Annotated in this window: 19 protein-coding genes and 2 riboswitches; of the genes, 6 read left to right on the top strand and 13 right to left on the bottom strand. The window is 38.0% G+C overall.

Features of this window, described 5'->3' with window-relative positions; all coding sequences use genetic code 11:
• Positions 1 to 180 precede the first annotated feature (180 nt).
• Positions 181 to 1,374 (bottom strand): NupC/NupG family nucleoside CNT transporter, encoded by a 1,194-nt coding sequence (locus BG04_RS15610; RefSeq protein ID WP_013055534.1) that lies wholly within the window; start codon positions 1,372 to 1,374, stop codon positions 181 to 183.
• A 138-nt stretch (positions 1,375 to 1,512) separates the two neighbouring features.
• A riboswitch (purine riboswitch) is annotated at positions 1,513 to 1,614 on the bottom strand.
• A gap of 387 nt (positions 1,615 to 2,001) precedes the next feature.
• On the opposite strand from BG04_RS15610, the gene liaG reads away from it, so the two are divergent.
• The gene (gene liaG / locus BG04_RS15605; RefSeq protein WP_034654199.1) at positions 2,002 to 2,871 is read left to right on the top strand and encodes a LiaG family protein; all 870 of its coding nucleotides are present in this window, start codon (positions 2,002 to 2,004) and stop codon (positions 2,869 to 2,871) included.
• Between the two features lie 26 nt (positions 2,872 to 2,897).
• Here liaG and BG04_RS15600 read toward each other — a convergent pair whose 3' ends face one another.
• Both BG04_RS15600 and folP read right to left on the bottom strand, forming a co-directional pair.
• Positions 2,898 to 3,092: a hypothetical protein gene (locus tag BG04_RS15600; protein ID WP_013055532.1), complete on the bottom strand. Its 195-nt coding sequence runs from the start codon at positions 3,090 to 3,092 to the stop codon at positions 2,898 to 2,900.
• Positions 3,093 to 3,343: 251 nt separating this feature from the next.
• Entirely contained in the window at positions 3,344 to 4,192 is an 849-nt protein-coding gene (folP, locus tag BG04_RS15595; protein ID WP_016763130.1) for a dihydropteroate synthase, read from the bottom strand.
• A 353-nt stretch (positions 4,193 to 4,545) separates the two neighbouring features.
• On the opposite strand from folP, the gene BG04_RS15590 reads away from it, so the two are divergent.
• Positions 4,546 to 5,532, top strand: a complete 987-nt coding sequence (locus BG04_RS15590) for a S8 family peptidase (RefSeq protein ID WP_080743195.1) — start codon at positions 4,546 to 4,548, stop codon at positions 5,530 to 5,532.
• 69 nt (positions 5,533 to 5,601) lie between these two features.
• On the opposite strand, the gene BG04_RS15585 is transcribed toward BG04_RS15590, so the two are convergent.
• The 4 genes from BG04_RS15585 to yknW are packed head-to-tail and all read right to left on the bottom strand — an operon-like array spanning position 5,602 to position 9,298.
• On the bottom strand, positions 5,602 to 6,798 hold the full coding sequence (locus BG04_RS15585) for an ABC transporter permease (RefSeq protein ID WP_016763129.1): 1,197 nt from the start codon (positions 6,796 to 6,798) through the stop codon (positions 5,602 to 5,604).
• The gene (locus BG04_RS15580) at positions 6,795 to 7,484 is read right to left on the bottom strand and encodes an ABC transporter ATP-binding protein (protein WP_013081850.1); all 690 of its coding nucleotides are present in this window, start codon (positions 7,482 to 7,484) and stop codon (positions 6,795 to 6,797) included. Before BG04_RS15580 ends, BG04_RS15585 begins: the two co-directional genes overlap by 4 nt.
• Entirely contained in the window at positions 7,481 to 8,611 is a 1,131-nt protein-coding gene (locus BG04_RS15575) for an efflux RND transporter periplasmic adaptor subunit (RefSeq protein WP_034654212.1), read from the bottom strand. Before BG04_RS15575 ends, BG04_RS15580 begins: the two co-directional genes overlap by 4 nt.
• Complete coding sequence (gene yknW / locus BG04_RS15570) at positions 8,612 to 9,298, bottom strand: YknW family membrane protein (RefSeq protein ID WP_034654215.1); 687 nt, start codon at positions 9,296 to 9,298, stop codon at positions 8,612 to 8,614. It abuts the gene before it with no gap.
• 344 nt (positions 9,299 to 9,642) lie between these two features.
• On the opposite strand from yknW, the gene BG04_RS15565 reads away from it, so the two are divergent.
• The 3 genes from BG04_RS15565 (at position 9,643) to BG04_RS15555 (ending at position 12,537) form a co-directional block, all read left to right on the top strand.
• A complete protein-coding gene (locus BG04_RS15565) occupies positions 9,643 to 10,950 on the top strand; it encodes a homocysteine synthase (RefSeq protein ID WP_034654217.1) in 1,308 nt (435 codons plus the stop codon).
• Between the two features lie 97 nt (positions 10,951 to 11,047).
• The gene (locus BG04_RS15560) at positions 11,048 to 11,785 is read left to right on the top strand and encodes an ABC transporter ATP-binding protein (protein ID WP_034654219.1); all 738 of its coding nucleotides are present in this window, start codon (positions 11,048 to 11,050) and stop codon (positions 11,783 to 11,785) included.
• A complete protein-coding gene (locus BG04_RS15555; protein ID WP_034654221.1) occupies positions 11,782 to 12,537 on the top strand; it encodes an ABC transporter permease in 756 nt (251 codons plus the stop codon). Before BG04_RS15560 ends, BG04_RS15555 begins: the two co-directional genes overlap by 4 nt.
• A 30-nt stretch (positions 12,538 to 12,567) precedes the next feature.
• Here BG04_RS15555 and BG04_RS15550 read toward each other — a convergent pair whose 3' ends face one another.
• The 6 genes from BG04_RS15550 to BG04_RS15525 all read right to left on the bottom strand — a co-directional run bounded on the left by BG04_RS15550 (position 12,568) and on the right by BG04_RS15525 (position 21,342).
• Positions 12,568 to 13,575 carry an aromatic ring-hydroxylating dioxygenase subunit alpha gene (locus BG04_RS15550; protein WP_034654223.1) on the bottom strand — a complete coding sequence of 336 codons (1,008 nt, stop codon included), beginning with the start codon at positions 13,573 to 13,575 and terminating at the stop codon, positions 12,568 to 12,570.
• A 391-nt stretch (positions 13,576 to 13,966) separates the two neighbouring features.
• A complete protein-coding gene (locus tag BG04_RS15545) occupies positions 13,967 to 14,410 on the bottom strand; it encodes a hypothetical protein (protein ID WP_016763123.1) in 444 nt (147 codons plus the stop codon).
• A 217-nt stretch (positions 14,411 to 14,627) separates the two neighbouring features.
• Positions 14,628 to 17,396 (bottom strand): phosphoenolpyruvate carboxylase, encoded by a 2,769-nt coding sequence (gene ppc, locus BG04_RS15540; RefSeq protein ID WP_016763122.1) that lies wholly within the window; start codon positions 17,394 to 17,396, stop codon positions 14,628 to 14,630.
• Positions 17,397 to 17,857: 461 nt separating this feature from the next.
• On the bottom strand, positions 17,858 to 18,367 hold the full coding sequence (locus BG04_RS15535; protein ID WP_013055518.1) for an acyl-CoA thioesterase: 510 nt from the start codon (positions 18,365 to 18,367) through the stop codon (positions 17,858 to 17,860).
• A gap of 150 nt (positions 18,368 to 18,517) precedes the next feature.
• Positions 18,518 to 19,564, bottom strand: a complete 1,047-nt coding sequence (locus tag BG04_RS15530; RefSeq protein ID WP_211186080.1) for a DUF5105 domain-containing protein — start codon at positions 19,562 to 19,564, stop codon at positions 18,518 to 18,520.
• A 182-nt stretch (positions 19,565 to 19,746) separates the two neighbouring features.
• Positions 19,747 to 21,342 carry a glutamate/serine transporter AimA gene (locus BG04_RS15525; protein ID WP_013055516.1) on the bottom strand — a complete coding sequence of 532 codons (1,596 nt, stop codon included), beginning with the start codon at positions 21,340 to 21,342 and terminating at the stop codon, positions 19,747 to 19,749.
• 56 nt (positions 21,343 to 21,398) lie between these two features.
• Positions 21,399 to 21,477: riboswitch (ZMP/ZTP riboswitch) on the bottom strand.
• A 384-nt stretch (positions 21,478 to 21,861) separates the two neighbouring features.
• Here BG04_RS15525 and BG04_RS15520 point away from each other — a divergent pair.
• Positions 21,862 to 22,461 (top strand): cupin domain-containing protein, encoded by a 600-nt coding sequence (locus tag BG04_RS15520; protein ID WP_080621362.1) that lies wholly within the window; start codon positions 21,862 to 21,864, stop codon positions 22,459 to 22,461.
• Positions 22,462 to 22,771: the final 310 nt, after the last annotated feature.

Genomic DNA, 22,771 nt, shown 5'->3' with positions numbered 1-22,771 from the left:
CTTAACATAATGCTCACTAGATTTAAAATGTTTTTCTGCAAAAGTAAAATGAATTTTTCTTGAATAGTGTGATTTTCTTTTACTGTTGATATTCATAACCGTTTTTCTTTAAATGAATAGAGGATGCAACAAGAAAAAAGCTGTGCTTTCGAAGACGAAAGCACAGCTTTTTCACACTTTTTACCAAACAAACAATCCAACAATCATAGCACTTAATAACGAAACAGCGATACCGCTCACAAGCAGTTTCCATACGTTTTTTCCAATAATCGTTGATTTACCTTCTGATAACGTAGAATTATACGTCCCATAAATCATACCTACCGTACTGAAGTTAGCAAAAGATGTTAAGAATGTTGTAGCAACTGCAATCGTATGCGGTGGAAGTGTATCTAGATTTTTCTTCAAATCCATCATTGCCACGAATTCATTTGTTGCTAGCTTGATACCCATCAGCTGAGCTACGTACATTGCATCATGTCCCGTTAGCCCTAGTAAAAATGCGAATGGACTAAAGATATAAGAGAAAATCTTTTGTACAGTCAAGCCGTCTACGATAACGCCTAAAATACCGTTAAGCGCAGATGTAAGAGCTACATATCCAATAACCATCGCTAAAATAACAATAACCATGTTCATTCCGACTAACATACTGTTTGAAATGGTAGAGAAAAAGTCTTTTTTCTCCGACTTTGGCGGTACGTAAATCATATCTTCTTCTTTTGTAACATGAACTGGATTCAATAAGCTCACTAAAATAAGCGCGTTTAAACAGTTCAGTGGAATTGCTGTAAACACGTACGTAGCGGGAACCATCGTTAAATAAGCACCGATAATAGATCCGCTAATACTGCTCATACTCATAATTCCAAACGTAAGCAAACGGTTGTCTTTTAACACAGAAAGCTGATTACGAATAACCGCTAATGCTTCTGTATTTCCTAAAAACATCATTTGAATAGCGAAAAAGCTTTCTAATTTAGGCAAACGAGAAACTTTCGAAATGACCCAGCCTACTTTATCAATAATCCACGTTAAAATACCAAAGTAAGATAAAATATCAAAAAATGTCACGACAAAGATGATAGGCAGTAATGCACTGAAGAAAAAGTCAACCGTTTCATTTCCCATTACAGATGGGAACGCAAAAGCAATTCCATCGTTAGCACAGGAAATTAGCCAAGTAAAGAACGAAGCAATCTTATTAATAATCCATGTTCCGATTGAAGTTCCTAACATAAACCAAGTAATGAGGACTTCAACGACTAACAGTGAAGCAATTGGACGCCACTTTATCTCTTTCTTTTTAGGAGAACATAAAAAGACGACACCCATTACGACAAAAACGCCTAATAAATTTAATAAAAAGTACATGCAAGCCACTCCCAGGTGTGTATTTGAAAAACAAAAAAAGCTCTTACTTTTCATAAATTCTGACAATAACAGAAAGTATGAAAAGTAAGAGCTTTGAAAGAAGACTGTACTCATGAGAATACGCTCTTCTTTTTGCTGCTTATATCCAAACTTTCTTGTAGTCTAGTTTTTTACGGTTACTAGGTAGAGACTATCAGACCATATTACTGATAATATACAAGATCGTAATCTTAGCTGTATTCAATTGATATGAACAAATTCTACCCTTTATTTTTTTAATAATCAACACTTTAAAAGTTTTTCGGAATAATAAAATTGGTATGAAAATTCTATTTATTTATCACTTCTTTTGAACTACCCATCGGAAAATTACACAAAAAAAGTGAATTTAATCGTCCTTTCAACCCAATTATTTTCCTATTTTTGAAACAAAAAAATTGATTCTTTAATGAGTATGCTTAAATATCTACTTCGCTTTTCGTTTAATTCCTCAAAAAAAGATTTCATTTTTACGACTTGAGACGTAGAAAAAAATAATCCTGCTGTTCGTTGAAATTAAACGCTTTTCAATTTACACTTTATGGTAGAAGAAAACAAATTTAATTTAGGTAGAAAGCGGGTTATAACGTGAAAAAAATATTGGCTTTTATTTTAGTGATAGGTGGTACGGCAGTCCTCTTTTCTACTGCATTTGCACCTTCCTCTTGGTCGTTAAGTTCATTCAAGACGTCCAGGTCTGAAGCGGCGTTATCAAGTGATATTCAGCATATTCAAATTGACTCTCCCAGCATTAGTACAACTGTCGTGCCGCAAGATCGTCAAGATATTAAAACAAAAGTAGAAGGTAAAGGAAAAGTAGATGTAAAGCAAAATGGAGATACCCTAGTCGTCACTTATCAAAAAAGTCCTTTTCAATGGCTTTCTATTTTTTCAAATACAAAAGTGACAATCTGCATTCCTAGAGATTATCACCACAACCTTGCGCTTACGGTAGGTTCTGGGGACCTTCAAGTTGCTACACAGCCTGAGCAAGCGCTTCAGCTGAAAGATGTTTCGATTAAAGTAGGTTCTGGAAATGCAAGTATTTCAAACTTGAGGAGCACCTCTCTTCGTACGGATGTCAATTCTGGAGATTTACAGCTGAGTAATGTTGAAAGCCAAACAGCTAAATTTGCTGTAGGCTCTGGGGAAATTAAAGGAACAAACTATAAAGGAAAACTTCAGGCGCGCATTGGATCTGGTGATCTCTATATGGATTTTAAAAAGCTAGAAGAAGCGGTTTCTATAGATGTAGGATCTGGAGATGCCGTGCTGGTTCTTCCGAAAAGCGCTGGTTTTAAAGTGAATGGAAAAGTAAGCAGCGGTGATATAAACAATGACTTTAAGTTAAGCAATGCAACCGTAACAGAAGATGTATTAAAAGGAAAGCATGGAAATGGAAAATATCCTATTGATGCAGCTGTTTCAAGCGGAGAATTAACGTTAAAATCAAAATAAAACGAACACGGAAGTGTTCGTTTTATTTATGGTCTCACTGCAATATACCACGCTACTCCTACGATTGATCCTATGAATACGACTCCGTAAATAATAGATAAATTCACTATACTTTTCTTTTTAGATTTTCCGTAATCTTCATCTACTTTCTTTGCAGCACTGATCGTACCTGCAAGGGCAGCAACGCCGATAATAATGACAAGAAGCAATGCTAGTTTCATTCATTCTCTCCTCCATATTTCGGTGATTGAATAAGACTGAATACCAAGATGTTATTTATTTCATTTTAAGCAGCACGATTTAATCAGAATATGAAAGCGTTATATCTTCTCTTTCTATCATAAAGCTAAATTATGTAAAATCAACCATCCAATCGTGCATTATTTTCCTCCGCCACTTTACATACATAAAAAATTCCCGAGCTTCACTGCTCGGGAATCTTCACCTAATAGAAATGGCATTTTAATGATTATTAAAACTGAAATGTATGTTTTCCTACCAGTACATCTGCCATCTTTACAAAGCGCTTGATTTCTAATACGTCATGAACCCGAACCATTTGAACGCCTTGTGCAATCCCTGCATATACAGTAGCTGCAGTTCCTTCCATTCTTTCCGTAGGAGGAGCATTGACTATTTGTCCAATAAATCCTTTACGAGAAGTAGCAAGCAGCACAGGATAGCCCATCTTTGTCAGCTGATCTAGATGCTGAATCGCTTCTACATTATGCGCAGCCGTTTTTCCAAAGCCAACGCCTGGATCTAAAATAATTTGATCATCTCGAACTCCTGCAGCTTTTGCAATTGATATGCTTTCTTCCAAATCACTTATCATATCTGTAATCAGATTTGTATAATTGGGCTCATGGCGATTATGCATTAAAATAATAGGAACATTATAGTCAGCTGCAACTTGAGCCATTTTGGGATCAGCCTTTGCGCCCCATATATCGTTAATAATATGTGCTCCTGCTTCTAGCGCATGCTTGGCCACTTCCGACTTGTATGTATCTACAGAAATCGGCACCTCTACGCGCTTAGCCACTTCAGAAATAACGGGCACAATCCGTTTAATCTCTTCTTCATCACTAATTCTTGTATAACCAGGACGAGTTGATTCTCCTCCGATATCAATGATGTCTGCTCCTTGCCTCACCATTTCCTCAGCATGAGCAACCGCTTTATCTACATCGTAGTATTTTCCGCCATCTGAAAATGAATCCGGGTTTACGTTTAAAATTCCCATAATAAGCGTACGGTCCGCATAATTCAGTTCATACTTTCCGCATTTAATGACCGATTGAGACGTTAAAGTTGACACTATCCTCAGCCCCTTCGTAATTTGCAAATTGATGTATATTTATAAATATCATGTATTTTGAGAATGTCATACCGTTCGTAATTATATCAAAAGTTACCAGTCCTATGTGATTTTTCTTGGAGTTTCTTTCTTCTATAGTGTGAGATAAACATTAAAAGTGAATACACAGATAACATTAAAAATCTCTATCGGGCTTGTCTTCAGGGTCTTTTTTCCTCTTCTCACATCTTTTGTGAGTCTTTTTATTTAAAAAGAAAGGATTCGCATGAAAAATGTTTAATTTATAGCAATAGTTGGGAATTTATAATTAAACAACTTCCGTTTTTATGAAATTCATTTTAAGGAGGATGACTATGACTCAACAACCGTTACAAGTCAAATTAATTCCTTATACAATTGAGTCGATTATCGACTCAACAAACGAAACGCCTAAAGGAGTAAGCTTAATTCAAGCGCCTGCTATTTGGGAACAAAGCAATCAAGGAGAAGGCATTGTAATTGCAGTTATCGACACTGGTGTTGACACAAATCATCCTGACTTAAAAGATTGTATTATCGGAGGAAGAAACTTCACTTCGGATTATGACGGGGATTCTTCTGTATTTGAAGATAATAATGGGCACGGCACTCACGTGTCTGGTACCATTGCTGCTGCGCTCAATAATGAAGGGGTAGTAGGAGTGGCACCCAAAGCAAAAATTCTAAGCTTAAAAGTACTTACCGGTGAAGGATCGGGAAATTACGAATGGATTATTGACGCTATTAACTACGCCGTCGAATGGCGCGGTCCTAACAATGAGCGAGCACGAGTTATTTCCATGTCACTCGGGGGACCACAAGACGTTCCAGAACTGCACGAAGCTGTTCAAAATGCTGTGAATAAAGATGTTTCTGTTGTTGTTGCGGCTGGAAATGAAGGTGACGACCGCGAAGAAACCCTTGAATATTCATATCCAGGAAGTTACAACGAAGTCATTCAAGTAGGAGCAGTGGACAGCAGCTTAAATCTTGCCCCTTTTACTAATGCAAATGAAGAAGTGGACCTAGTCGCACCGGGAGTTAACATTATCTCTACTTACTTGGAAAATAAGTACGCGACTCTTTCAGGAACTTCAATGGCAACTCCCCACGTGGCAGGAGCTTTAGCTCTATTAATTAACTTATGTGAGAAGGAATTTGGCCGCTCTTTAATCGAAGCCGAAATCTATGCTCAGCTTGTAAGAAGAACCCTTCCTCTTGGATATCGAAAAAGCTCTGAAGGAAACGGATTTCTCATGCTCGATTTGGTAGAGAAAATACATGATATTATTAACGTAGCCCGTATCAACCCTAGTAAGTAATAAATAAGAAAAACGAGAAATTCTCTTGGTTCTCGTTAAATTAAAATAAAGACATGCGAACGCATGTCTTTATTCATATCTTAATGCTTCGATTGGATCTAGCTTCGCCGCTTTGTTTGCAGGAAGCATGCCGAATACAATGCCAATCGTCATGGAGAACAACACTCCTCCAAGTACTACTTGCCACGAAATTAATGACGGCCAGCCAGCAAATAATGAAACAAGAGCTGCCCCGCCCGCGCCGAGGCCAATTCCAAGCAAACCACCAATTAACGTGAGGGTAATGGATTCAATCAAAAACTGAGTTAGAATTTGTCTTTTAGATGCTCCCAACGCTTTACGAATACCAATTTCTCTTGTACGTTCCGTTACAGAAACCAGCATAATGTTCATAACGCCAATCCCGCCAACAAGCAGGGAAATGCCTGCAATCGATCCAATAATCGTTGTCATAATCCGCGTTACATTTCCAATGCTATCTGCTATTTCTTCTAAGTTCTGCACTTGGTAAGCGTCTTCCGCATCATGCAAATTATTTAACAAATCCGTTGCGTCATTCCCTACTTTTTTTAGTTGATCAGAGCTTTTTGCTTGAACACTAAGGTTTGTGTAATCGAGCTTACCGAAGCTTGATTTATACGTATTATTCGGAATATAAATGGTTGGTATTTCAAATGCTAAAAAGCCCGTTGCCTTTTTTGTGACACCAATAATTTTGATAGGCTGGCCTTGCACCCATACTACTTGTCCAAGGGCTTCTTTTTTATCAAATAGCTCTTTTTTCATATCGCTTGTGATAACACCTACTCGATTACCTGATAAAAAGTCAGAGCTGTCTAACATTCTTCCTTTTGAAACTTCCAGCTGATTAACTTCAATATAGCCTTCGTTAATAGCATTAACAGTCGTATCAGATTCCTTGTCTCTATATCTTATCCCCATTCCCATTGAACTAGAAGCCACCACATTCTTCACTCCGGGAATAGTCGAAAGAGCTTTAATATCATCCTCTGTAAAGATAGGCTCACCCGTCATTGAAAGGTCATCAGCTTGCATCTCGTCTTCAGGAGGCTGATAGTATACATCAACTGTATTGCTTGCTCCTGTTATTTCCGACTTAATCATCTGTTCTCCGCCCTGACCAATGGCTACAACGATAATAACAGCCGCTACGCCAATGATAATACCAAGCATCGTTAAAATAGAGCGCATTTTATGAGCAAGAACCGAAGAGAGAGCCATGCGAATATTTTCTATCAAACTCATAAGCTATCGTTCTCCTTATCGCTATGACTTAGCACTTTACCGTCACGAACGATAACTGTACGCGATGTGTATTCTGCCACTTCAGGTTCATGGGTAATGACTACAACCGTTGTGCCATCTGCATTAAGCTGAGAAAATTGCTCCATAATATCAGCACTTGTTTTTGTATCTAGAGCTCCTGTTGGTTCATCTGCTAAAATAAGCGTCGGATTGTTAACAATAGAACGAGCAATAGCAACGCGCTGCTTTTGCCCTCCTGATAGCTCGCTCGGTAAATGTTTCATCCGCTCACTCAGCCCTACTTTTTCAAGCGCAGCTTCTGCTCTGGCTCGTCTTTCCTTACGCGTTACACCGGCATATACCATTGGAAGCTCTACGTTTTCTACCGCTGTTAAACGCGGCAACAGCTGAAATTGCTGAAAAACAAAACCGATATGAATATTTCTTACTTTTGCAAGCTGCTCATCACTATAAGTGGAGATTTCTTGTTCATTTAATAAATAGGACCCTGAAGACGAACGGTCTAAACATCCGATAATGTTCATTAGCGTTGATTTACCAGAGCCAGAAGGTCCCATAATCGCAACAAATTCACCGTCATAAATCTTCAAATTAATATCTTTTAAAATTGGCACTTCCTCTTTGCCAAGATGATAACTTTTATGAATATTCACAAGCTCGATCATTGAACAGTCACTTCCGCACCGTCAGTTAAGTTCTTTGTAGGATTTGTAATGACTTTGTCTTTAGAAGATACGCCGCTTTTGATTTCACTAAATTTATTTGTTGTTTCTCCAATCTTTACTTCCTTACGAACCGCCTTTTTATCTTTCACCACATATACATATTTTTCTCCGTCTTCATTTACAACTGCTTTTATCGGCAGTGATGAAGCTTTTTTACTGCTTGTTTCAATTTCAAGCAGCAGCTTAAATCCCGGCTTAATCATCGTGATATCTTGGTCATCTACTTTTACTTCAACTGGATATTGATTAGCCCCATCATTGCCCGCTTCTGCTGATGCCTGCTGCTGAGGTAGATAGTCAATTTGTTTAACGCTCCCTGCCCATTCTTTATCAGGCAGCACATCTGATGTAATTTTGACAGCTTGACCGGTTTTAATTTTTAATGCATCGTACTCAGACAGCACACCAGTAGCTAAGTATTCATCGGTATTACCAATATGTATAAGCGGTTTTTGAACGTCACTTGTGTTATTAACCGCTTCTTTATCTACTTCTAGCACCGTCCCATTAATATCACTCGCTACGTCTAAATTACGTTCTTTTTTAGCAATTGATTTGGCTTCTAGTTTGTTTCGTTCTAAATCAATTTTAGCCGTTTCTAAATCGAGATTGAGCTGCGTACGTTCTGTATCGATTTGATCTCTCGCTTCTTGCTTACTCATTTCTTTTTCCAATTCTTTTTGTTTTTTATTTAAATTAGAAAGCTGTTTGCTTACTGAGTCAATTTGCAGCTGACTGGATTTTTTTTCTAGCTTATTTTGTTCTTGCTCTAAATCAAGCGTATCGCTTTCGTATGTTACAAGAGAGGTTCCCTGCTGGACACGAGATCCTTCTGTTACGTGAAATCGTTCAACCTCGCCTTTTTCAGCATCAAAATAGACATATTGCTCATCAGCAAGCTTTAACGTACCGGGAACCATAACTGTATTTCTTAACTTTTTTTCCTTTATATTTGCTACGTGAACATTGATTGCTTTCCCACTTACACTTTGTGCACGATATACGTTAATTCCAATAACCGCCACAATAACAACTGCTACAGCTGTAATAATTATTCCTTTTTTCATTTACAATCCTGCTCCTTTAAGCGCTTCTGAAGCAGCTCCTCCAACTCCTGAAATAGCGGCTCCTAAGATGAATAAAATAATCACTGTAATAATAGAAGCAGCTTTTGATACATTTGCCACTTTTTGTAGTCCTACTGCTGTCAGAATAAGTCCCCAGATAGAAAAGATTTCAATGGAAGTAAATACTCCTCCCATAGCACCTTTCGCATCAACCATTCCATTTAACGAAGTCACATTAGCTGAAGTATGTGCTAGTGCAGCTACTCCCGTATTAATTAGCTGACCGATTGCTGTGATGAACGTAACAAACAAATTTAAGCTAAACATTTGGCGGTAAGTTGTTTTTCCAGTCCCTAACTTTGCAATTAAAAACAAAATTAAACTCGTGAATGCCAGTGTAGCAACTATTGCAATCACTCCTCCAACCGTTCCGCCGATCATACTAAATGTTGAATTCACTTCAATGCCAGCTTCTTTTTGCTGCTGTAATGCTTCTTTTGCCTGAGGGGTATAGACGGCTAGAATCGTTGTTGCAGCTGTTAAGATGAGGATAAGTAAAAGAGGTCCCCAAATGACCGGGCTGCTTTTCATTTTCTCAAACTGTACAACTGGACTCGTAATAAAACCAAAAATAGAGGGCTTTCCTTTCTCTTGGACTTCCGAAGATACGTTAACTTCTGTGCTCATAATCAAACTCCTTTTATATTGTTTCGTTATTAGCTCTTAAGACCCGTCTTTTGCTGTTTTTTAAAGTTTTCTAGCAAAATCGACTCTTTCTAAGAAACTCTCAAACACCTAATATTCTAACATAATTATACAAATTAATTTACATTTTTATTACATTTTATATTTTTTATGGTATTTTTAGAAATTAAAGAGATATCTTAATGCTGAATGACAGTATTAATCTTATTTATATTTTCTAAATATTCAAACTATCATTTGACATCATTCAATAGAATTCGTATATTATGATTAAAGTTTATTATTCCTATGTTTTTTATAAGTTTTATATTTAAGGAGGAGTTTCAATGTCTACTAAGAAACCATTTCGTCCTGAAACACAAGCCATCCATTCTGGCCAACAGCTTGACCCGGCTACTTTTTCGCGTGCGGTACCTATTTATCAAACAAGCTCATTTGGGTTTAAAGATACGGAGCATGCTGCATCTTTATTTAATTTAAGTGAACAAGGCTACATCTACACTCGAATTGTAAACCCTACTACGGACGTTTTTGAACAGCGAATTGCTGAGTTAGAAGGCGGAGTAGGTGCTCTAGGAGTAGCTTCGGGTCAGTCAGCTACTACCTTTTCCATTTTGAATATCGCTTCCACAGGAGATGAAATTGTATCAGCAAGCAGTTTATATGGAGGAACATATAACCTCTTTTCGTCTACGCTTCCTAAACTGGGCATTACCGTCAAATTTGTAAACGCTGATAATCCAGAAAATTTTAGAAATGCAATCACTTCCAAAACAAAGGCAATTTATGCTGAATCCGTTGGAAACCCGCAGGGAAATGTGCTAGACATCGAGGCAGTTGCAGACATTGCCCATGAGCATGGAATTCCTCTTATTATTGATAATACGGTTCCAAGCCCTTACCTTCTTCGTCCCATCGATTTCGGAGCAGATATTGTCGTTCATTCTGCTACTAAGTTTCTTGGAGGACATGGAACAGCAATTGGGGGTGTTATCGTAGACAGTGGAGAATTTGATTGGGAAGCGAGCGGGAAATTTCCAGACTTAACAACTCCAGATCCAAGTTACCATGGCCTTGTATACACAGAAGCTGCCGGTGAAGCTGCTTATATTACAAAAGCGCGCGTTCAGCTTTTACGAGATATTGGAGCTGCTTTATCACCTTTTAATTCCTTTTTACTCCTTCAAGGGGTAGAAACACTCCACCTGCGATTAGAGCGTCACAGCGAAAACGCATTAAAGGTAGCAAAATTTTTAGAGCAGCATGAATTAGTACAATGGGTAAATTATGCGGGGCTTCCTTCCCACCCTTCCTATTCTTTGGCACAAAAATACTTGCCTAAAGGGCAAGGAGCAATTTTAACCTTTGGTGTAAGGGGAGGAAAAAACGCTGCGGCTAAGTTAATTGATTCGGTTCAGTTATTTTCTCATTTAGCCAATATCGGCGACTCTAAATCACTCATTATTCACCCGGCAAGCACTACTCATCAACAGCTATCTAAAGACGAACAAAAAGCTTCGGGTGTGACGCCAGAACTTATTCGTTTATCGGTTGGAACAGAAGCAATCGACGACCTTCTTGAAGATTTAGATTATGCCTTAAAAGCCAGCCAAAAAGTGAATACAACTGTTTAAAAGCTGTGATTTTTCACAGCTTTTTTTATATCATCCAATAACTTTTTATACTTTCGCTTATGCTACAATAAACAAAACGAATGAAAAAGGAGTTACTATGAACACGTTCAATTCAATACCTGCTATTACATTTACAGACGTTCATAAAACATTTAAGGATAAAGAACATAGTGTTTTAAAAGGCATATCGGGTACAGTAATGCAAGGCTCGCTCGTCATGATGGTAGGACCATCAGGATCGGGAAAAAGCACCCTTCTTTCCATGTGCAATTTACTTTCTGCACCTGATGAAGGAAGTATTGAAGTATATGGAAAAGACATTAGCAAATGGACTATTTCTGATTTACGAAAAAAAGTGGGCATTGCTTTTCAATCAGCTCCTGTTATTGATGGAACAGTGCGAGATAACATGATGCTTGTTCAAAAACTCCATGGCAAGCAGGATATTATGCCTGAAGAACTCTGTGCCTTAACGGGTCTTTCACCTGACTTGTTAGAGCAGGATGCAAGAGATTTATCCGGTGGTCAAAGACAAAGATTATCATTAGCCCGCACGCTGTCGAACGGATCTGACCTTTTACTTTTAGACGAAATCACTTCCGCTTTGGATGCCACTTCTGCTCATGAAATTGAGCAGCTTATTTCTCATTTACATAAAGAGCGGAATAAAACGATTATTTGGGTTACCCATAATTTAGATCAAGCGAAACGTTTAGGAGAGGAAGTCTGGCTTTTAATGAACGGAGTGATTGTAGAAAAAGCGAAGACGGAGACCTTTTTTCATACTCCTGTAAAAGCTGAAACAAAACAATTTATTGAAGGAGCCTTTCTATGAGTTCACTTTCACTGATTTTTACAATCGTTTTTGTTTTTATTGCTCTTTTTTTATCAAAATCTTTTCGTATAGGACTCGAAAAAGATATTATCATTGCCAGTATTCGAGCAGCCGTTCAGCTGTTAGTGATCGGATATGTTTTATCGTTTATTTTTGACGCGAATCACCCTGCGTTTATTATTCTCATTTTATTCGTTATGCTGACGGTCGCTTCCCAAAATGTTGTAAAGAAAAAAAAGCAGGGATTTAAAGCTTTCTTTCGTGTATTTGTCACTCTTTTTATTGTAGAAATCCTGACCCAATGCGTTATGCTCGGACTACATATTATCCCTGCTACTCCGCGATATATCATTCCCGTCAGCGGTATGATTATTGGAAATTCGATGATTTTGGCCAATTTATTTTTAAATCGGTTAGATGCTGAAGTAAATAGAAGACGAGACGAAATTCAATTGATTCTGGCGCTTGGCGGCACTCCTAAACAAGCTATTCATAGTATTTTAAATGCCGCAATCAAAGCTAGCATGATTCCTACTGTAGAAAGTCAAAAAACAATTGGACTCGTTCAGCTTCCGGGTATGATGACAGGCCAGATTATTGGAGGGGCAGATCCGATACAAGCTGTCAAATTCCAGCTGCTTATCGTTTTTACTATTCTAGCGTCTGCTACGCTTTCCTGCGTCATTTTAAGCCAATTAACATATCCTACCCTTTTTAATAGTTATCAGCAGCTTATCCGTGAGCATGCATAAAAAAAGAAAGGAGACTCCTTTCTTCTTTTTTTATTGAGCAGCTTTTTTTAACCTTGATCCTATATCACTTCCAAAGGTTACTCCTAAATCGCCGAGCCATCTTCTATACGCAATACTCAGTCGGTCCGGATTCAAATGAAGCTCTGCTTGTAAGTCAAGCGGCAGCTCTTCTGGTTTTTGACTTTCCACAATACTGGTATCTTGTTCAATAATAAGCTGCTGAAAATCGCGGAAATATTGATCAGGTGCATCAAACGAATAGTTTCTAGAAACCAGCGCAAACACGGTGGACTTTCTTTCCTCTTCAGGTAAAACCGCAAACAGCATTGAAAAGATTTCACCCGTTTCGTGGTTCACTTTTTTCAACCTTGCAACGGTAGGACGAAGAATTTCAAAGGTGTAATAAATAGTCGTAAAGTTACCCGTGCCATCTGCATCTGCGTACACAGCGATTTCATCAGAAACGTATCGGTTATCTTTCCAATGCACCTTATAATCAGGAATTTCGGCGTAGTCAGAGTGCCCCAGGCTTCCTTCGTGAACAAAAGCCAAATGGCTTACATCTAGAAAGTTTTCTACGACACGAGGAGCTGCTGCCTGCAGAGTATGAGGGCTGGCGCAAACCGTTTTGAATCCGGAGTTAAGATGTTCATCATACAGGGGAAGAGGAGTATCACCTGCCTCGCTGTTCATCTTCACCCATATAATCCCGTACTTTTCAACGCAGTCATACACCTGTGCTTTTGCTTTTGAAGGAATAGCTCTTCCCGGCGGCTGTTGAGGAATTTTCACACAAGCCCCGGCATCATCGTATTTCCATCCGTGATAAGGGCATACAATGCAATCATCTACCACTTTTCCAAGAGATAACGCTGCACCGCGGTGGATGCACAAATCCTTAAATGCTTTAATAGCATTAGTTGTGCGAAAAAGTACAACTCGCTCTTCTAAAATCGTTACTTGCAAGGGCTGATCTGTTAAATCATGTGAATAAGCTGCAGGCAGCCATTCCTTAGCCAATACTAAATCTTTAATCATCTGCATCGCCTCCGTACAATAAGTAAATTTATTTCTTGTTTATAAAAAAAACCGCAGAAATAGAAGGAGTGCTTCTAATTCCGCAGCTTTTTCGTTCCGTAAAACAGACTATAAGCGCGCGAAGATTCTACATGATTGCAGATAGAGCGACCTTAGCACTTCATCTACAATGACCATACGTATTCATCGCTATTTTTTAACCTTAAAACCTAACCCTTATATATTGAATAAAGAGCGGCCAGCCGCTAAAAGCTTTTCTGTCCACTGATTTCTCTTAGTTTTACTTTATCAATTTCCCACTGAAAAATCTCTTGATTTGTAAGCATCTCTAACATAATTTTTTCGGTTAAACGAATAAAAGCTGCGGTTTTAAAAACCGCAGCTTGCTTTATTATGAGCTCATATAACTGGCTGTATATTTTTTCGTCTGCTTTTGTATTTCTTGATTTAAATGCTTGAAAAATGAGAGGGTTTCTTCATAATCCGTCGCTTTTTCATGAAACTTCAATGTAAGACTTTCTTCAAACAACGTTTCTCCCTGATGACCAACCGCTTTCAGCTGAACATCTGTAACAATACCTTGCGAAATCGAACATAATAAATAATTAAAGCAATGAACCGGAACGATATGCATGAGATGAAAATCGTCGATAGTTCTATCACTTTTTGTTTTCTTAAATTCCACGGTGAGTTCTTCTGGATGAATAAACACATTTATATGCTGTTTGGACAAACAAGTAGGATTCATCTTTTGTGTATACTCACAAAATTCCAGTCCAATAAATATAGAATTCTCGGAGTCATCTTCAATGAAGATTTGCGAATTTTTTACCATTGTCCTCGTCCTCCATATTCAATCTAGTTATCCCGTCACTCGCACCCATTTGTAGAATATTTCCATCCTTTCTCTATTCTATCATTGATTTTTCTCAATGCCTATTTCGCAGGCGGAAGTTCTCTTTAAAAGAGAGGGAACTGACAGACAGTTCTTTATGTGAGAAGAATAAACAAAAGACACCTCTTTTATTTTCTTGAGGTGTCTTTTGATATCATCAGCCTGTGTTACGCAACCCTGCTGCAATGCCGTTAATCGTTAATAACGCTTCTTTTAAAAGTTCTTCATTTAACGTTCCAGCCTCATCTTCACGCAGCTTGGAAATGACCTTAACTTGTAAGAATGTTAGAGGGTCCACATACGGATTTCGTAATTTAATAGATTCTTTAATCGTAGGAAGATGATCCATTAATTCTTTTTGACCTGTGATTTGAAGAATCATTTCTTTTGTGAGATTATATTCTTTTTTAATGGCGGTAAAAATCCGCTCTGAAATAGCCGGGTCTTGTACCATTTCCGTGTATTCTTTTGCTGCCATTAAATCTGCTTTTGTTAAGGCCATTTGCAGATTATCGACGGTCGAGCGGAAGAATGGCCATTCTTTATACATTTGCTGAAGAAGCTGTATATCTCCGGATTTCTCTACTAAATGCTGTAAGCCCGTACCTGCAGCGTACCAGGCTGGAAGCAGCTGTCTGCTTTGAGTCCATGCAAATACCCACGGAATGGCTCGCAAGTCTTCAAAGCGATCACTTCCTTTTCGACTCATTGGACGTGACCCAATATTTAAAGCCCCCAGCTCAGGAAGAGGTGTAGCTTGTTTAAAATACGTTAAAAAGTCTGGATCTTTGAAAACAAGCTCTTGATACTTACGTAAAGAAGCAGTTGAAATCTCGTCCATTGTTTCTTCCCATTCATGTGTACGAATATCACATTGTTCAGCTTCTTGAGAAACATTTGCTGCCGCTGTAAGAAGAGCTGAGACCGCTTGTTCAAGGCTTCGGTAAGCAATGTCATATAAAGCGTATCTAGAAGAAAGAACTTCTCCTTGCTCTGTAATTTTCACACCGTCTCCTAGCGTCTCAACAGGCTGAGATAAAATGCTTCGGTTTAACGGACCACCGCCTCGACCTAGTGAGCCGCCTCGACCATGGAAAAACTTCAGACGAACTTGATACTTCTTCGCCATATCATGAATTTCCTGCTGCGCTTTGTAGAGCTTCCAATTAGCAGTAAGCGTTCCTCCATCTTTGCTTCCATCTGAGTAGCCAAGCATAATTTCCTGCAAATCCTGCTGTTTCCTTAAGTGCTCACGATAAAAATCTAATTGAAATAGCTGTTCCATGATTTTAGGACCCGCTGTGAGATCATCAATCGTTTCAAGCAGCGGAGCTATATTTAACTTACTTTCAATGCGGCCATCTGCATGAAGGCGGTAAATACCCGCTTCTTTGGCGAGTACCATGACTTCTAACAAGTCACTTGCAGACTGCGTCATACTGATTAAGTAGACTTCAATAGATCTTTCTCCAAATTCTTTATGTGCTCGATGTATCATGTTAAATACTTCAATTACTTGCTGCGTTTCTTTAGAGTAATTCTCTACAAACGATATCACAGGTCTTGGGTCTTGAAGAACTTTCCCTAGCAGCTCGACTTTTTTCTCTTCCGTTAACGCTGAATAATCTTCAGCTAAAGAAACAGCATGGAAAATTTCTTTGATTGCCGCTTCATGTTCCCCGCTGTGATTACGGATATCAAGCGTTGCTAAATGAAAACCAAACAGCTCAACTTGGCGAATTAATTTACATAAGCTTTTTAACTGATAATCCTGAGGCTGGTGCTTTTGCAGGCTATCTTTGATTAGAAATAAATCATGTAGAAGTTCTTCCGACCTTTGATAACCTGCTTCCGATTCTCCAACTAAATTTAATTTATGAAGCATAATCGTAAGCTTGCAGCGATATACTTCGTGTTTGATTCTCCATCGCTTTTTCTCAGGCAGCAGCGATATTTCTTGATTAATAGAATCAAGAAGATTATCTGAAACTGCGACTCTTTTTGTAGACTGACTTAACCTTTGTCTCAATTGAGTAAGTGACTCTTTATATTTACGAATAGCTAACTTCCTTTGTTTGACAAGCGTTTGCCACGTTACTTTAGGAGTTACGTTTGGATTTCCATCTCGGTCTCCGCCAATCCATGAACCAAATCGAAGAATATTAGGCACCTTCCAATTTTCTTCGGGGTAATTCTCCTGCAATGAATTTTCCAACTCCTGATGAAGTTGAGGAAGCACTTCAAATAACGTTTCATCAAAATAATATAATCCATTGGATACTTCATCCATTACCGTCGGCTTGCGATCTCGCAGTTCATTTGTTTGCCATAAAATCAATACTTCGCTAAACAGTCTTTCTTCAATTTCCGTACGTTCACGTTTTGTTAACGTTGGATTATCCAAGTTTTTTAGAAGCTCAGCCATTCGTTTATGAATATCAAGGACACTTCGTCTAGTGGCTTCTGTTGGATGAGCAGTGATGATGAGCTCTAGGGATAGAGTTTGAAGCAAGTTAGCAATTACGTCTGGCGCCACGCCATTATTTTTAAGCGAAACAACGGCACTTTCCAATGAGCCCGGCTGCATAATAGAATCTTCTTGCTGCTGATATTCGCGTCTGCGACGAATTCGATGATTTTGCTCTGCAATATTAACTAAATGAAAATAAACTGCAAACGCCCGAATAACCTGCTCGCGCATCGGCTGTTCAAGAGTAACGATTTCATTTTTTATTTCTTTATAGATAACTTCATCTTTGTTTTCTCTAAGTGATTTTGCTACTTCGCGTATTTTTTCTACTTTGCTGAGCAGTTCTTCTCCACCTTGGTGAACCAGAACTTTCCCTAACAATTGACCGAGAAACTTAACATCACGGCGCAGGGCAGTGCTGCTGTTTTGTCTTTCTGCTGCTTCTACTGTTACCATTAGACACGACACCTTTCTTCATAAATATTGTACTTTTTAAACTTTTTAGAAAATTATATTAAATTCATATTACCATGAACGAAAATAAATTTCATATAATTTTATTTCCTCCTCTCGTTCAGGAGAGGAGATTCATCAAATATAAAAGAAAGGTTAAGACATAACTAAATGAATCCAATCTAAAGGCGAACAAATGGGATACATAAGCTGAACCGCTTGTGACACCGCAGTTGATTACTGTGCAAGACTTTGCTTTCCGCTGGCCGCCGATGAGCCTCCTCGTCTCTTTCCCTTTTCCCCCTTAGTCTTCCTCTTGCCCTCCAATCAACTGCTAGAAGGAACGAAACAGATGAAACCTACGTTCACCATAACAAAAAAAACGAACCACTAATCAAACATGTTGATCACTGGTTCGTTTTTCATTTGAGCTAAAATACTTTTGTCTCGGCCTCTCTTTTATGCTACCAAGGTTGTCCTAAATCCAATACCGAGGCTAGTTCATTGCTTTTTTTACGCACTTGTTTACGCGTGGCAGCGCGATCTGCCCCCGTTTGAAACAGGTATTTTTCTTCTTCTGTTTCTGGAATAAGCTCCGGTACTGCACGGGGCTTTCCATCATCATCCATTGCCACAAAAGTTAAAAATGATGTGGCTGCAATTTGACGCTCCCCGGTTTTTAAATTTTCTTTAATCACTTTCACAAACACTTCCATGGATGAGCGACCTGTCCATGATACGTATGACTCCAAACATACAGAATCCTGAGGCGTAATAGGGTGCAGAAAATGAATAGAGTCTGCTGAAGCTGTTACACACTCTGTACGACTGTGACGATAAGCTGAAATGGACGCAATCATATCAATATCACTCATTAACTTTCCGCCAAATAACGTATTGTGATTATTAATATCATTAGGAAAAATGCGGCTCGTTCGAACGGCCTTTGTATCTTTACAATAATTTGCTTTCATTAGTAAGAACCTCCATTGATGCCTATCATAATAAGAATAAAAGAATGAATGAACCTATACTAGCATATTTTGATAAATTTAGCTTTACAAAAACTCGTTGATTTATTTACAGAAAACAAAAAAGAGAAGAAAAATTCTTCTCTTTTTTGTCTACCGAATATAGCTTGATCCAAACGTTTTACCTAACGAATCACTGTATAGGTCACTTGACTTTACAGTCCATTTCCCATCTTCTTTCACCATAAAAATTCGTAGGGGACGCCTTCCTTCTTTCGTTTCTAATTCATTTACAATATCTTTGAATTTAGAAGCCGCAAACTCTTCAGAGTGTTCTGTATCGTAATCTTTCGTTTCATCTGTATATGCTCGCTTAAGCTGCGATACGTATGAATATAAGTCTGATAAATTAAGAGTAGTGTACTCCACTTCTACTACGGCTTTATTATTTGCATTCGCAATCACATTTGTTTTCACGCTTGCTTTTTCTTTTAAAACATCTTTATACATGTTAAAAAAATCTTTTTTTGCTTTGTCGGTTAAACTGTTAGAAAACGCACCTTTTAATTCCTCATTAAACGCTTTTTTCTGTTCTTCTATGACAGCTGTTTTGTCTGCTGTTACATATTTATCATAGTCTACGTTTTCTTTGTTTAAGTAAAGGACTTCTGTATAAGCTTGCAGAGCTTTTTCTGGATCTTGCAGTTTATTATAGCTTTTCGCGTATTTTTTCGTATCCAGTGTTAATGTCACTTCGTCAATTTCTTCATCATAATCAGATGATTTTGGCTGAAGCCCAATTTTGTACTTTTTATCTTTTTTGACTTCAAAGACAAACGTTAATTTTTTTTGTTTTCCAGCGCCAATCTTGTCAGATGCACTGCTTTCTAGTCCAAGCTCACGACTGTTCACTCCCGTTTTTGGAGACAGCTGTTCATCTCCTTCGTATAAATACACACCGTCGTAATCCGATAAAGATATACTGTTTTTGGAGACATTTTTCACTTTTAAATCAACTTTCAACAGCCCTTTTTCTTCACTTGTAGCTCCTTCATCACTATCTACTAAAATGTAAGAAGCGCTGTCAATGGATGCTTCAATCGCCTTATTTTTAGCCGACGTGGATCCTCCCGTTTCCTTAGAATTGTTGCAAGCCGCTAATACTAGCGTAAGTACAAAAGCTAAAGCCAAAACATTCATTTTTTTCACAGCTGCCTAATCCCCTTTATTTTGTTTTTTTAGAACTTTATCCCAAATAAAGGTTCCCTCTGTATAAATACTTAAACCTTAAAATCTATATTTTTTACAATATTTTGATAAAAACTAAGTCTAAATTCTCCACTCCTCTAAATAAAAAAACACGAGCACGGGCTCGTGTTTTTTTATTTAGATTTAAAATTTTCTTGATTGATTTGTTCAGCTTCTTTCATATATCGGTTAGATTTGCCACTTTTAATTCCCCAGTAATAAAAAGCTAATGATACGCAAGCAATCACTAGCATATCCCATCCGAAAGGCAAAATATTTTTGCCTCCGAATTTTTCGCTTCCTATGTAGGAAATAAAAATCATGCACGCTAAATAGATAAGCATCCAAGCCCCGGTTAAAAATTCTTTTTTAAAGCCCACCCATTTATTTTTCGCTTGGTAATAAAAATAAACAGGCAGGCCAATTGCCATAATAAAGATCACTTCACCTGTAAGTGGCCACCTTGCCCAGTAAAGCGTCAAGGAAGCAAAAACGAAGCCGCATGGCGCAATAACTGATGCCCCTTTTAAATAAAATGGACGGTAAAAGTGTGAAGCCGTTTTTCTTAATGTTATAAGCGCTACAGGACCCATAATATAAGAGATAAGCGTCGCTACTGAGATCACTTCTGCTAAGACACCCCATCCTCTAAATAAAAAGAGAAACAAGAAGCAAGCTGCTAAATTTAGCCACATAGCTGGGCGCGGGACATTGTAAAGTGGATGAAGAGTACCAAATATCTTTGGCAAGTATCCATTTTGCTGCATCCCGTATAACATTCTAGAAGTAGTTGCCGTATATGTAGCACCTGTGCCGGAAGGAGAAACAAATGCGTCTGCGTATAACACAATTGTTAGCCAGTTAATTCCAAGCGCAATCGCTAAATCAGCAAAAGGAGAATTAAAATTCAAATGATTCCATCCATCAGCAATTGATGACGGACTTACTGCTCCGATAAAGACAATTTGCAATATAATGTATACAATTCCTGCAATAAAAATTGAACCAATTACAGCTATCGGAATCGATTTATTAGGTGATTTTGCTTCTCCTGCCATATTTACAGGACTTTGAAACCCATTAAATGCAAACACAATACCTGATGTTGCCACTGCCGTTAAAACACTGGCCCACCCATAAGGGGCAACCCCATGCTCACTTGAAAAGTTTCCACTATGAAAACCAGCAAAAAATAAAGCCCCTGCCGTTAAACCAGGAATAATTAATTTAACAATCGTAATAAATGAGTTTGCTTTAGCAAAGAGATTTACCGTCCAATAGTTCACAAAAAAGTAAACGAATAATAACAAAGACGCAACTGCCAACCCCTTGGATGTTAAAATTCCATTGTCTACCAATTCGTGAGTCCAGCGAGCCCACTTCCACGGCCAAGTACTCATATATTGCACAGATGCAATAGCCTCCACTGTTATCGTTGAAGCGATTGAAATCCAGTTAGCCCAAGCAGCCAAAAAACCAATAAATGATCCGTGTGAATACTGAGGATATTTAACCATCCCTCCTGCTTGTGGAAACATCGCGCCCAGTTCAGCATATGATAGGGCAATGGTCAAAATAACCACCATTCCAATAACCCATGAAAAAATAGCCGCGGGTCCCGCAATTTGAGCTGCTTTCCATGCTCCAAACAGCCACCCTGAACCGATAATCGAACCTATGCCTGTCATGGTTAAAGCAAATGTTCCCATCTTCCTTTGCATATTGCTCATCCAAATCTACTCCTCTTCCCTAGGAAAATAAAAAAAACACTTGCGGAATTTTCTCAAGTGTTTGCCCAGGCGCGCGGCTTATACGCTATATGCTCCCCCATGGTCATCCATGTTGCGCCAGTCACATATAGGAATATATTTTTTATCAGTATATAACATTCATTACTATTACTCAATATACAAAATGTTTACATTACTTTTCTAAAAATAATGAATTATTCGTAAAATTCCGAATTAACCTTCTAAAAATCTCTTTTTAATTATAAAAATAACTAAAACCCTAACTTTTCTTGTTGTTTGATTCTTTTACTCCACGAGCAGATTATCTTCTGAAAATTATACTAATATATAATATTCATTTACATAATAAGAATTAACAGCTATATATCCATAGAATTCTTGCACTAGACTCTTTACTTATATACAATATGAAGAAAAGATACTAAAGTGAACTGCCCACCACTTAGCTACGCTTGAAGTGGGAGACTCCTTTTAGGAAAACGTTAAAACCTACATATCATGCACTTCGCAACAAATGAAGTACTTCGAGCAAACTTCTCTGTTTATGCAAGCACAAAACAGGGAAAATTACGAAAAAAGATTGTTAGAGGGATGCTTATGAATTATGCAAATGTAAAAGTTCTTTATTTTGATGACGACGGAACCATTCCAAATCACCCTCGTCTTCCAGTTTTGTTGTATGAACACGTATTTATTAGTAAGAAAGAGAAAGTGGAGAGCATTTTCAATTCTCACAACTGGAAAAACAGCTGGGTAGGCGGTATACATGATTTTCACCATTACCACAGCAATTCCCATGAAGCACTAGGTGTAATTAGCGGATCTGCACGTTTAAAACTAGGTGGACATATGGGGGAAAATATCGTGGTGCATGCTGGTGATGTGCTCGTACTTCCTGCAGGAACAGGGCATATGCGTCTGCAGTCAACTGCTGATTTTAAAGTGGTTGGAGCTTATCCAGAGGGCATGGATTACAATTTACGAACAGGAAAACAAACTGATCGCCCTCACGTATTTGATGAAATTGCACAAGTACCTATTCCTACAACAGATCCTGTTTATGGCGACAAAGGACCATTGACAGAGTGGTGGAACTAGACAAGCACTTATTGTCTAGTTTTTTTATTTGCTCTGTTTTATTCTTTCCATGAATCTCTATTTGAACATACAAATTCTTTTCTTATGATGCAATAGCAATATACTTTATCTCGGCGAAATAAAAAAAACTTCCCGGTCAAAACTAAATTTCTTCTTTTCCGTTCTCTTTTTACTTCAAGAGCAACTTCGCTTAGATTATTCCCCTTTTTTTCTTTCATAATTATTTCAAATATACTCTCATCACAAGCTCTTTTTTGTTTTTCTAAAAAAATTTTCATAGATTATAACGAAATTTTCAAAAAACTTATTG

Origin of the sequence: Priestia megaterium NBRC 15308 = ATCC 14581, from assembly GCF_000832985.1 — a bacterium.
Classification (GTDB): Bacteria; Bacillota; Bacilli; order Bacillales; family Bacillaceae_H; genus Priestia; species Priestia megaterium.
This window is presented reverse-complemented; position numbering and strand designations above follow the sequence as displayed.